14 protein-coding genes, 1 tRNA gene and 1 pseudogene are annotated in these 12051 nt (G+C 45.9%); 5 read left to right on the top strand and 11 right to left on the bottom strand.

Features of this window, described 5'->3' with window-relative positions; translation table 11 throughout:
- Positions 1–113: pseudogene (locus QZ918_RS31590) on the top strand (IS30 family transposase); the annotation flags it as partial.
- A 26-nt stretch (positions 114–139) separates the two neighbouring features.
- On the opposite strand, the gene relB reads toward QZ918_RS31590, so the two are convergent.
- From relB to QZ918_RS31630, 8 genes are all read right to left on the bottom strand, one after another.
- On the bottom strand, positions 140–490 hold the full coding sequence (relB, locus tag QZ918_RS31595) for a type II toxin-antitoxin system RelB family anti-toxin (RefSeq protein ID WP_293342699.1): 351 nt from the start codon (positions 488–490) through the stop codon (positions 140–142).
- Between the two features lie 2 nt (positions 491–492).
- The gene (locus QZ918_RS31600) at positions 493–780 is read right to left on the bottom strand and encodes a hypothetical protein (protein WP_293342702.1); all 288 of its coding nucleotides are present in this window, start codon (positions 778–780) and stop codon (positions 493–495) included.
- 139 nt (positions 781–919) lie between these two features.
- Entirely contained in the window at positions 920–1963 is a 1044-nt protein-coding gene (gene thrB, locus QZ918_RS31605; protein ID WP_293342705.1) for a homoserine kinase, read from the bottom strand.
- A gap of 78 nt (positions 1964–2041) precedes the next feature.
- Positions 2042–2611, bottom strand: a complete 570-nt coding sequence (locus QZ918_RS31610; protein ID WP_293342708.1) for a Uma2 family endonuclease — start codon at positions 2609–2611, stop codon at positions 2042–2044.
- A 52-nt stretch (positions 2612–2663) separates the two neighbouring features.
- The gene (locus tag QZ918_RS31615) at positions 2664–3140 is read right to left on the bottom strand and encodes a tetratricopeptide repeat protein (RefSeq protein ID WP_293342711.1); all 477 of its coding nucleotides are present in this window, start codon (positions 3138–3140) and stop codon (positions 2664–2666) included.
- An 84-nt stretch (positions 3141–3224) separates the two neighbouring features.
- Complete coding sequence (iscB, locus tag QZ918_RS31620; RefSeq protein WP_293342714.1) at positions 3225–4499, bottom strand: RNA-guided endonuclease IscB; 1275 nt, start codon at positions 4497–4499, stop codon at positions 3225–3227.
- A gap of 245 nt (positions 4500–4744) precedes the next feature.
- Positions 4745–5311, bottom strand: coding sequence for a Uma2 family endonuclease (locus tag QZ918_RS31625; RefSeq protein WP_293342717.1), 567 nt, complete (start codon positions 5309–5311; stop codon positions 4745–4747).
- Positions 5312–5568: 257 nt separating this feature from the next.
- Positions 5569–6804 (bottom strand): vWA domain-containing protein, encoded by a 1236-nt coding sequence (locus QZ918_RS31630; RefSeq protein WP_293342720.1) that lies wholly within the window; start codon positions 6802–6804, stop codon positions 5569–5571.
- A gap of 778 nt (positions 6805–7582) precedes the next feature.
- Between QZ918_RS31630 and QZ918_RS31635 the strand changes: the two genes are divergently transcribed.
- From QZ918_RS31635 to QZ918_RS31650, 4 genes are all read left to right on the top strand, one after another.
- Positions 7583–8242, top strand: a complete 660-nt coding sequence (locus QZ918_RS31635; RefSeq protein WP_293342723.1) for an ATP-dependent Clp protease proteolytic subunit — start codon at positions 7583–7585, stop codon at positions 8240–8242.
- A gap of 190 nt (positions 8243–8432) precedes the next feature.
- Positions 8433–9026 carry an ATP-dependent Clp protease proteolytic subunit gene (locus QZ918_RS31640; protein ID WP_293342726.1) on the top strand — a complete coding sequence of 198 codons (594 nt, stop codon included), beginning with the start codon at positions 8433–8435 and terminating at the stop codon, positions 9024–9026.
- A gap of 129 nt (positions 9027–9155) precedes the next feature.
- Positions 9156–9782: a J domain-containing protein gene (locus QZ918_RS31645; RefSeq protein WP_293342729.1), complete on the top strand. Its 627-nt coding sequence runs from the start codon at positions 9156–9158 to the stop codon at positions 9780–9782.
- 335 nt (positions 9783–10117) lie between these two features.
- Positions 10118–10357 carry a ssr2422 family thylakoid membrane protein gene (locus QZ918_RS31650; protein ID WP_293342732.1) on the top strand — a complete coding sequence of 80 codons (240 nt, stop codon included), beginning with the start codon at positions 10118–10120 and terminating at the stop codon, positions 10355–10357.
- Here QZ918_RS31650 and QZ918_RS31655 read toward each other — a convergent pair.
- The 3 genes from QZ918_RS31655 to QZ918_RS31665 form a co-directional block, all read right to left on the bottom strand.
- Positions 10314–11252, bottom strand: a complete 939-nt coding sequence (locus QZ918_RS31655) for a serine/threonine protein kinase (RefSeq protein ID WP_293342734.1) — start codon at positions 11250–11252, stop codon at positions 10314–10316. The two genes, QZ918_RS31650 and QZ918_RS31655, sit on opposite strands and share 44 nt — an antisense overlap.
- A gap of 183 nt (positions 11253–11435) precedes the next feature.
- A tRNA-OTHER gene (locus tag QZ918_RS31660) sits at positions 11436–11584 on the bottom strand.
- 123 nt (positions 11585–11707) lie between these two features.
- A complete protein-coding gene (locus QZ918_RS31665) occupies positions 11708–11941 on the bottom strand; it encodes a DUF7873 family protein (protein WP_293342737.1) in 234 nt (77 codons plus the stop codon).
- Positions 11942–12051: the final 110 nt, after the last annotated feature.

A 12051-nucleotide genomic window follows, 5' to 3' on the forward strand; every position in this document is an offset into this window, starting at 1 on the left:
TAGAAAAGGCAGTGGATTTGATTAACAATCGACCGAGGAAATCGCTTGACTATCGAACCCCTTTTGAAGTATTCTATGGACATACATCAGACACTGTTGCACTTCAGATTTGAATTGGCGAAGTAAGTAATTTTATTGATCACACTTTTTCTCCTCCACTTCGCATTGAGGCAAGAATTGTTAAAAGTCTGTCGAGGTCTTCTGGTTTCAACTTTTGAAGTTCTCTGGCTGCAAGCTGAAGTTTGTTATCACGGACATCAACTTTTTCTGCTCCTTCACCTATTAGCCACGATATACTCACGTCAAAAATTTCAGCAAGTTTTGCCATTTCTTCGGCAGAAACGCTTCTATTCCCAGCTTCTATCTCTGAAACAGACGGTCGATGAATACCCAGAATCTTGGCTACCTGAGCCTGCGAGAGGCCAGCCATTTTACGAGCTTCACGAATGCGGTTCGCGATAATTGCTTTTTTTTTATCTGTATGACTCATATTTAAGTCTCTCCTTTATTCACGCTCTCGCAGACTATAACTGCTGATTCGCTGATGGTAAGTCGTCGATTGCCATCCTTCGAGAGAAAAATGTTTTTGTGGTTTGGAATGTTCACTTCCAGTGCAATGGCAAGCATACCAATCGCGACAGGCCAAAGCATACTGTCAAACCCCTCAAGGTCATTAAGAGGGCAGGTGGTTGCGATGATTCCGCTTCCGTCGTATCCGCTAACGCTTTGGATATCCTGAAGCACCGCTACAAGCTTTACCTCCACATCTTTTGGGTTCATAGCACGACTTTTTCTTACGTTATGTAAGAATATCTTACATAAAGATATGTGGAATGTCAAGGTGCTAGTCTTAATATTTTTAGATGATGGCGAATTTTTAAGATACGATCGCCCGAAAGGCTACACACCTTGCCAGCAACTAACTGGAGATTTGTGCGCCTTGAGTATCGATCGCGATCGCCCTGACATCAGCCTTCACCCCAAATTCCATCCAAGCCGCCGCCATTTCCCTCACAACCGCAACAGCATTAGTAACATCCGTTAAAGCCAAAAGCGTCGGCCCCGCACCGCTAATTACCATCCCACAAGCCCCTGCATTCAACGCAGCTTCTTGCACAGCTTCATATCCCCGAATCAGCGATCGCCGGTAAGGCTGGTGAATTTTGTCTTGGAGGGCGCAACGTAGCCAATTGCGATCGCCCGCAGCCAACCCCCGCACCAATAAACCCAGGTGTGCCGCATTGAAAATCGCATCAGCCCTGCTGTAATCTGTTGGCAAAACCTTGCGCGCTTCAGCAGTAGAAAGTTCAAAATCAGGAATCGCTACCACGGGCACAATATCAGGATGCCACGGAATATCGCAAATTTGCCAAAGAACCCCCCCCTGCCCCCCCTTGCTAAGGGGGGGAGTAAGAGGGGATTCTTCTCTTAGCCCCTCCTTGATAAGCACGGATTCTTCTCTTAGCCCCCCCTTAGCAAGGGGGGGTTGGGGGGGTGTATTTGTAGCAGCAAGGCGACACCCCCCCAACAAAGCAGGAACAACATTGTCAGGATGCCCTTCAAGTTCGATCGCCAACTGCATCACTTCCACCTGACTCAAAGGCTTTCCGGCTAATTCATTTGCACCTACTAACCCGCCGACAATGGCTGTTGCGGAACTTCCCAAACCTCTAGCCAGGGGCACTTGCATATCTATGTGTATGGCGACTGGTGGAAGGGATTGACGGAGGTATTCGTATAACTTGACAAAGGCTTGGTAAGCGAGATTGCTGTCGTCTGTCTTGACTTTGGCTGCTTCGGCACCCGTAACTGTAATTTTTAGTTTCTCGGTTGCTGGGGGTTCGAGGAGAGAGAATTGGAAGGAGTTGTGGAGGCTTAAAGCGGCGCCGATGCAGTCAAAACCAGGGCCGAGGTTGGCGGTTGTGGCGGGTACGGTGACAGTGACGGTGGAAGTTGCAGGCATTTTTTGACGGGGTGAATTTCGAGTGTTCAACCGCTGATGAACGCAGATGAATTTTTGGTGTTTGTGCGATCGACTATTTTAACTGATTCCTAGAACATCTTCGTAAATTTGGGCGATCGGGCATTGAAAGTCTACGCTAGCCAAGCGAACTTCTTCGCCAGCAACGTAAGGGTAAAGTTCCCAGCGCCCTTCTGCATTGCGCCGATAACATTCTACACCGATTCTTTCTTGATTGATAATTACGTATTCTTGCAAAGTTTCTATGGTGCGGTAGTCGGCAAATTTATTTCCGCGATCGAATGATGCTGTTGTTGGAGATAGAACTTCTACGATTAAGCGCGGGTGGCGTTTGAAATATTCAAGGCTTCTATCTCTTTCGTCGCAAGTCACCATGATGTCTGGATAGTAAAACACGTCTGCTTGCTCAATTCTGGCTTTCATGTTTCCTATGTAAATGCGGCATCCTGTACCCCGAACGTGGTTTCTCAGCAGCGCAAATAAGTTGCCTGCAATTGTCTCATGAGAATCGCTTGCTCCCGCCATTGCGTAGATTTCTCCTTGTCTGTATTCGTGTTTGATCGGGCTAAATTTTTCCCCTTCTAAATAGTCTTCATGGGAGGCGTAGTTGTAACTTTTGCTTAAGGTCATAATTTGAAAATTTTAAAGCTGTGGTTATATTATAACCTGTTTCCCAAAACATTTATAATAGCAGCCTGTGCAGGTGTTTTATTGCATCTTGATAATCTTCTGGCTTGCCGTCTTTTTGATAAAAATCGGCGGCTTTTTGATAGTCGGCGATCGCGCCCGGTTTGTCTTTTAATAAATAGCGGACTTTCGCACGGTTGTAGTAAGCATCGGCATACTTCGGGTTAATTTCAATGGCGCGATCGAAGTCGGCTTTGGCTGCTGGGTAGTCCTTGAGATAGCGGCCGTGAATGATGCCGCGTTTGTTATAAGCTTTGGCGTAGTTGGGGTTGATGGCAATAGCTGCGGTGTAATCTGCGATCGCCCCTGGGATGTCTCCCGCCTCTGACTTGGCTAAAGCAGTGTTAAATAAGTCTTCTGCCGAATTTTGAACGATGAGTATTGGTGAATTTTGAGTAGAAATGGCAGGGGATATGCCGCCAAAAACGGTAAAAAATCCGCAAAGTGCGATCGCTCTGTAAAATAGTTTCATAAAATTAATAGGGGATGCGGGAAACGAGCGCGGCTTTAGCCCTTTCTAGGAAAACGACGCGGGGGACTTCAGTCCCCGTCAGTCTTAAAATGCGTAACTGTAGCCATCTTTTCTGTGAACTATTTTGCAGTATTTATGGCTAATCCCTTGCACCAATTCTGATGCTAAGATATTGAACGAACCCGTCGATCTAACTGCAACCCGACCAACATATTCACCTATTTTCTTGCCACTGGTGACGATTGCTTTTACGATGTCGCCCGTTTGAAAACCTTTAACAAACTTATTTCTCGGAACGTACCGAGAGGGAAAGCCAAACTTGTCTGTGCGACACATTTGACGAGTCCCGTGTCCAGTCGCCTTGATTAGCAGTGGTTTATTTGTTAATACCTCTAGCGATTCAATTTGACCGATCGCCCGTGCAGCATCAAGCCAATGAGTTTTAGGTAATTGTAGTCGAGTACGATTGAACTTAGTCAGTCCCCCCGAACCAGTCAAAACAGGCAACCTCGTTTCTCTCAGTCGAGAGAACAGCGCCCATCGGGTCGAATTTACGGCAGCAGCGTCTTTAAGTGGACGTTTGGCCTGTGCAAGAATCTGTTTCAAAATGTCAGGTTTTTTGGCTAAGAATTGCTCAATATTTTGAACACCTTTCTTGTGGTTGCATTTCTCGCAAGCAAGGCAGAGATTAGAAATTCGATTGCTTCCGCCTTTGGCTTTTGGATGAATGTGTTCAACTTGTAAAGGTACATTTTCAAGGTCGCAGTAAGCGCATTTCCTGTTCCATTTGTCAAGCAAATATTGCCGAACTTCGTAGCCTTGTAGTTCGCCTTGCTGGTATTCAATGCCTGAGATTTCAGGATTTTGTAATTGTTGCAGGTCAAATCTGACCAGCTCTTGAAAGATTAAACCGATAGGTGCAAGCCTGCGTAATTTATCGACCCAAGTCAGGGTTGTTTCTACACGGTGCTGCAAGGATGGCGCTAACCAACCTTTTTTGCGGGTACGGTTGAAGAACCTTGCTTGACGGTAACGAGTATGGCGATTTCGCCTTCCTCGACGCAGTGAGCGACGAGATTCAAGACTTGCTTTAATAGTTTGACCTCGATGGGTTAACTCTGCACCAAAAATCACTTTTTCACCCTGCAATAATGCGATGCCTGTAATTTTTGAACCTGGATCTAATTTGAGAGCGATCGATTTGACGGTTGCTGTTACTGCTTTTTTGAGAATAATGGTGAAAGGGAATCTTCTGAAGATTGCTGCTTTACCAGCAGTTAATAACTTACGAGCCATTGATGGCTTGCAAGGTGTGAGCGGTTTCTTGTTTGTATCAAGTACGAAAATAAAATTGGACATTGTTGTGTCCCTCCACTTGCGTGTAATGTTAGCTTCGCCAATGTTATAAGAGCTTGTTAGATCTGCAACACTGCCTCAGTGACTTTAAGACTGTTTAATTGCAGATGACAGAGCAGGGAACTAGCTTCGCATTCGCCTGGTGTCGTGACTCAGATAACGTAGTCAGTTAAGACTTAGGCTGGTCAGCACAGCTTGCAATTTGTTACAAGCTCAGTCTCTTTAGATCTGAGTTACTGACAAATAATCTAGGCAAAAATCCGAGCGACTGAACAACTAAAACCAGGTAACAAAGGTGAAGTCAATTCATCAGCGCTCAACAGCGTAGCAACTAATCTTAAACTTGCTTGTTCCCTGCGATAAACTTCAATTTGCTGCAACCGCCAATTCACAATCCAGTATTCCTGTACTCCACGCACTGAATAGAGTCGGAGTTTCAAATCTCGATCGCGTCTTTCATTCTCTGCGCCGGCAGATAACACTTCAACAATTAACTCAGGTGAGCCGGTTAAATGTCCGGCTTCATCTAGCAAAATAGCCAAGCTTTCATTGCTTGCCCAAACTAGATCGGGAATTACGTTATTGGCATCGGTGAAAATAAGACCTGGATTGATTCCTGCTTGTCCTAAATTAGTCTCTCGCGACCAAGTATTAAGTTCTTGGTAGAGGTTGCCTATAGCTTGTTGATGACCCCAATGCGGTGCTCTAGTCACAAATAACTCTCCATCAATAATTTCGTAACGATCGCCGTTATCGGGCAATAGTTCTAAATCGGCGGTAGTCCAGCGTACTTTATCAGATATTGTCTGGCTCATACAAACACTCTTAATAGGTGGTACAAACATTATAAACTGGTTTGTAGTAAGGACTTCAGTCCTCCCAGGTTCGTAGTAAGGACTTCAGTCCTCCCAGGTTCGTAGTAAGGACTTCAGTCCTCCCAGGTTTGTAGTAAGGACTTCAGTCCTCCCAGGTTCGTAGTAAGGACTTCAGTCCTCTCTCAATTTTTTAGTCAATTAGGACTAAAGTCCTTACTACGAACAATAAAACCGATCGCAATTAAGCAAAAATAATATTACTTAAGAACAGTTTTAGAAGCAATGCGAGTTTTCTTGCGATCGGCTTCACTCAATTGTTCACCCGACTGCAAACGAGTAGCAGAGGTTTGCAGGACAGTTGCGGCACTTTTATCGCCCATTTGCAGAGCAGTTTTAGCTGCCGTTTGTAGCATGGTGGCAGCACCCGCGCGATCGCCCTGTTGCAGTCTAGTTTCTGCGAGTTGAGTTTGGCGGTACTTAGCCAAAGCTAAAATGTGCTGCTGTACCATCGGGTTAAGTGCAGGCTGATAAACTTTTAGGACATTAGCCGAAACTGCAACAGGATCGGAAAGCAAACCTTCACCGACTGTCGGATCGTCATAGCGAATTTGTAATTGCCCGATCGCCTGCGTACCTTCCGACAACTGTCCAATATAAATATTAGCCAAAACTACTCGCTCTACATCCTTCATTAAATCTCCCAAACGCACCATAAAACGATCGCCCTCTTGCTGCACCGGTAATTCGATCGTATCGGGAGCAACTTGCGCGATCGGTTTTAGTTCGGCTAACCGCACTTTTGGCATCAGCGAAAATAGCAAATAAGCATTAGTCAAACCTACACCTTGGATGCGAGTAAACAGCTTGCCAAACTCATCAACCGCATCTTCGGGCCGCTGAATGTGAGCCAAAGCACCGCCGCCGGCATCAGCAATCTTTTCCAAAATATCCTGGTTCCAGTTATCCCCAAATCCTAGAGAATTTAAAGTCATGTTGTACTCAGCGGCCAGTTTCGCCAACTTCAAACAGCGGTTGTTGTCGCCGTGTTCGTTTTCGCCGTCAGTCAGCAGAAACGCCTGAGATATTGCTTCTTTTTTGCCTTTCCCCAACTCTTCAATACCTAACTTAATGCCTTCATCAATTGCTGTGCCACCGGCGGGGCGCAATTGCTCGATTTGCCGTTTAATGCTGGCAGGATCTCCCACCACTTGATTGGGGACAAGGACTTTGGCTTTGTGATCGAAAGCCACCGCACAAAAGCGATCCCCAGGTTTTAACCTGTCCAGCAACCGTCCGGCGGCTTGTTTGACGGTTTCCAAGGGGCGTCCGCCCATCGAGCCGCTGTGGTCGAGAATCAGGCACAGGTTTAAAGGTACGCTGGAGTCGATCGCGCTAGCCGTCGCCGACACTGAAACGGCTAGCTGGCGCTGGGTTGATGGCGCAGCAGCATCAAGATTGGGGTCATTTAAAGCAGGGAGCAAACTAACTTTCATAAAGGTATTCCCGCCTGGAAACCCTGCCCCCTTGTGGGCAGGGAGGAAGGCGGGGCTGGGTATAACGCCTTCCTCAAACTGTGTAGATGAAGTATAATAAGTTTATGATGCAAACGATATCTGTCTCTTGTAAGCTCAAATTCCCGTTAGAGTGACACGCAATACTTTATGTGTTTTTTGAGTCCAGACAACAACGCCAACCGTTGAATCCATGGATTCGCATCCCAGTTAAAAAAAGTAATCCTTCATGTTTTGAAGGGATGGTGGGATTGCCTTTGATCCCTGTACTTTTAGGATCTTAGACTAATATTACAAAAGTAGCTCTCCGAAGGCAGGGATGGGCGACAAGACGAAAAATCATATATTGGGCTTAGGGCAGCCATCTAAGAGATTTGATATAATAATTTTGGTTGCGACCCATCCAACTGACTAAGAGGCCACCCTTTGGGTAATTAAAGTATGTACTCGGCAGAGATTGGAGAAGACCTAGCCCGCTGACCCGCTCGTTCTGAAACACCAATGATGGTAGTAGGATGAGGCACAGGATGGACATGGTATAGGTACGACTCAGATATTTCGGTCTGCGGAAGGCGGACTGCTGGCTATGGACGCTGCGTAAGTCCAAAATCTTGCTTGCAGGATAGAGGCAACGGCGGATGAAGTGGCAAACCCGAAAGACGAATAAGACCGTCCTTGTTAGCTGTGTTGGAAGCCCTGACTTAGCGAAGCAAGTAGTGGTACTTCACGAATAGCTCCATCAGTTTAGGCAACATTTTCGATGAAAACACCCATTAAAGCTGTGCAATCGCAATACTACGGGGAAGGCAACTCTCGGACACCGCCTCCTGATTTACCTTCCCTGTTGCTGAAGGAGCGGATCGTTTATCTGGGTATGCCTCTAGTGCCTGCGGTAACAGAACTCATTATCGCTGAACTGTTGTTCTTGCAGTACGAAGACCCGGATAAGCCGATCAAAATCTACATCAACTCGACCGGCACTTCTGGTTACAGCGGCGAACCCGTCGGCTTTGAAACGGAAGCTTTTGCTATCTGCGACACGATCAGGTATATTAAGCCGCCCGTGCAGACTATTTGTCTCGGTTCGGCAATGGGCATGGCTGCGATGCTGTTAGCGGCTGGTACAAAGGGCTTTCGGGCGAGTTTGCCGCACGCTTCGATTGTATTGCACCAACCCAAGGCTTACACGCGAGGTCAAGCCAGCGACATTCAAATTCGGGCGAAGGAAGTGCTGGCAAATAAGGCGACGATGCTCGATATTTTGGCAAGCTGTACTGGCCAACCGATCGACAAAATTGCTAAAGATATGGATCGGTTGCTGTACATGACGCCTCAGGAGGCTAAAGAATACGGTTTGATCGATCGGGTTCTTGAAAGTTCCGAAGAATTGCCGAAACCCGTTGCTGCGGGAGTTATCTAACTCGGTTATTAGTTATTGGTTATTGGTTATTAGTTATTGGTTATTGGTTATTATCACCAAAAACTCCAAACCAAGAAATAACTAATAACAAGTAACTAATAACAAGTAACTAATAACAAGTAACCAATGCCCAATGCCCAATGCCCAATGCCCTCTTTGGCCGATTAACAACTAAACGGAGTTCCGAATTATGCCTATAGGTGTGCCAAAAGTTCCCTACAAAATGCCGGGTGGTTATGATACTCAGTGGATTAATATCTACGATCGCCTTTACCGGGAACGGATTATTTTCTTGGGTAAGGACATCGACGATGAAATTGCCAATCAAATCATCGCGGTGATGCTGTATCTCGATTCGGAAGATTCGGGCAAAGATATTATTTTGTACATCAATTCCCCCGGCGGGATGGTGTCGGCAGGCATGGCTATTTTTGATACCATGCAGCACATTAAATCCGACGTGGTGACGATTTGTGTGGGCTTGGCTGCTTCGATGGGTTCTTTCCTGTTGGCTGCCGGTACGAAGGGCAAACGGTTGGCTTTGCCTCACTCGCGGATTATGATTCACCAGCCTTCTGGGGGCACGCGGGGACAAGCAACGGATATTCAGATTGAGGCTAGGGAGATTCTGCGACTGCGCCACCAACTCAACGGTATCTATGCTAGCAATACCGGGCAGCCGATCGAGAAAATTGAGAAAGACATGGATCGGGACTATTTCATGTCTGCCGAGGAAGCCAAACAATACGGCTTGATCGACAAAGTGGTAGAAGATCGTCCGTAAGTTATTTTTTCGGCTTCAGTAGTGCGGACAACCCTCGCACTACCCTAGTTCGCAGTAAATTTTGGCAGAATCTTTACATTTAAGGATTCTGCCATATTTAATGGTATTATAAAACTTGATTCATGGTAAATGGATATTGCAGATTATTACCGACAGTTAGGGCTAAGATCTGGTGCGAGTTTATCGCAAGTTAAGGCCTCTTATCGAAAGTTAGCCAGACAGTATCACCCCGATGTGAATCCGGGAAACGAACAGGCTAAGAATAAGTTTATTACTATTACTGAGGCTTATAAGTTCCTGGTGAATATTGCCCCCGCCGATGTTGCGGAGTCGAAAGTTGCCAATTCAACTGTGCCACCTCCTCCGACACCGCCAGCAGAGGCGGTGAAAGCTCAACCCCAACAAGTTAAGGTGAGTCGGAAACAAGAACCCGCTGAAGAACGGCCGGATCTGTCTCCGGCGGAAGAAAAGTTAAAAAAAGATGCTTATTTTGAACTGCAACAGTTGCTGAAATATCAGAGGTTTCCGCGGGCGATCGCCCTAATTGAGGGTTTGGCCCAGCGGATGCCCGAAGATCGGGAGGTGCGACAGTGGCAGGCGATCGCCTATCAGCGCTGGGGACGGCATTTGATCGGAGAAAAGCAGGTTGACAAAGCGAGAATTTATTTGAAAAAGGCGGTGAAAACTGACCCTCACAATCGGGCTTTGTGGGCGGAAGTTGAGCGGGATTTTCGCAGGTTGGAAGAGATTTATTGATTGGGAATTGGGCAAACAGGGAATTGGGCAAACAGGGAATTGGGCATCGGGAATTGGGAAGAAGGCCAAACAGGGCATTGGGCAAGGAATCGAAAGACTATATTGTGTTCTATCAACTTGTAGGGTGCGTCATATCATGTCTGCTCGATTATCATAAAAAACAGTTTGTAGTGCGGACTTAAGTCCGCAAAAAGCTGCGGACTTAAGTCCGCACTACGAACCTTGTGAGATGTTCGATGAAATTTGCAGATTGTAGCTCGGGACGAACCTTACTATTTTTTACGATCGGCAATTCCGCTCTGATATCATAGAATTATTGAGTTGAGAAACCAGAGATGATTGCCACACCATCCACCGAACCAACACTGACAAATGTAATCGAAAAATTAGACCACCTATCAACCCGTGTTGACCACCTAGCGACTGATGTCGAGAAGTTCAACGATCGCTTTTCCAACTACCAGCAAGCGACTCAATGGGTTGTGCAGCTTGCTTTTACTTTGATTGCTAGTGCTACTATCACGGTGATTATTACTTCGGTTCTGCGCCGGCAATCAAAAGCTCTATATTTTTGAGTTTTTCTAAAATAACTTGGGTATTTTCTGGTCGGTTTTCGGGTAGCGGTTCCATCAATTGGTCGATCAACTCTACGAATGACTGGTCAACACCTACAGCCTGGTTTCTCCAATTAATCTTACCAGTTGTAGGATTTACGGGAAAGTCGATCGGCGGTAAACCGGTCAATAAATGCACAAAAGTACGCCCCAGGGCAAAAAAGTCCGTTAGCGAAGCCCTCGAAGAGGATCGCACTTCTGGTTTACCTGCAATTTGTTCGGGCGCGGAGTATCCAGCAGAACCTACAGGCGTCGTATCAATCCCCGCTTCTGTTGCAGCCCCAAAGTCAATTAATCGCAATTTCCCATCCGCTGCAAGCATCAGGTTGGATGGCTTAATATCCCGATGTACTAAATGATATTTGTGAATTGCCTCCAAAATATAGAGCATTTGTTGCAGCCAATCAACAGCTAATGTTTGAGAAATGTACTGATGTTTAGTTAGAAATTCTGCCAAGTTTTCGCCAATAATTTTTTCCATCGCCAAACAAGACAATTTTTGGGAGTTATGGGGGATTGTGATTTGGAAATAACCGTCTGGTTCGACTTGGGGAACTCTTCCCTTTCCTCCTAGCCAAATTAATGCCCGCGCTTCTTGTTGAAACAAACGAAGTAAATCGGGATTGTGTGTGTGTTTCAAGACTTTTAAAACTTTGACAGTTCCCCATTCGTTTTCCCCGGTTCCCCAATCTTGGACTTCAAAGATGTCTGTGGGGCGTGCGGGATTGGGCGATCGCACTGGCTTGATGATACGATAGCGATCGGCAATTAGTAAAGCCGTGCCACAAGCCTGACAATTTTGAGTAGCAGCAGTATTTTCCCGTTGTTCGCATTGAGGATTGATGCAGTAAATCATCTGTCTTGATGCGTCCTGGACTGACGGATTTAACGGATTGATTCAATTATTAGCGCGAAACCCAGTAGTTCTGACCTTACTACTGGGTTTCTATTACCGGCCATTTTACACGCTACCACATTTAAGTCAAGGATTTAAGATTAATCTCATCGCGCTCTACCGATTGAGCTACTCCCCAGTGTTTGGTTGGGGAGGCTGGAATTGAACCAGCAACCTCGATGACGTAGTTCTGACATTCGTTTTGGCGATCGGCGGTGAATGCTGAGTTTAGAGTGATAACTTGCTATTGAGTTTGTACGTAACGCTGCCTCTGCCAATTGGGCTACCCTCTAGGTTAGGTAGAAGGGACAGGACTCGAACCTGCACTGTCACAGTTGTACGGTTTAAATTAAAGTTTGAGATTGAGCTTGTACTCTGTTTATATCTTAAACCATAACTATCAAAAAAGCAAGCAATTAGCGGAAAATAAATTGAAAAATTCTCTCTCCTACTCTCTGTTCTTCAACTTCAGAATTATTAGCTTCTTCGCGGGAAAACATCACAGCTTTCTGCAATATTTCCACCCTTTGCAGCAACTCATTGATCCGCTGCGCTGGTAAAGCTCCAGAAAACTTGACAGTGCGCCAGTAGCCGATCGTAATATCTTCGTAATAAACATCGACTTGAGCCGGATGGCAGGGGGAACGCATCTTATTGAAGACTGTTCGCCAGTCGTGAGTATATTTTGAGATAAATTCACCATGCTTAGAAGCTACAGAGACGCTTTATAATGAATTTTGTAAGAAAACAGTCATTGATT

The organism is Microcoleus sp. CAWBG58 (assembly GCF_020883045.1).
Lineage (GTDB): Bacteria > Cyanobacteriota > Cyanobacteriia > Cyanobacteriales > Microcoleaceae > Microcoleus.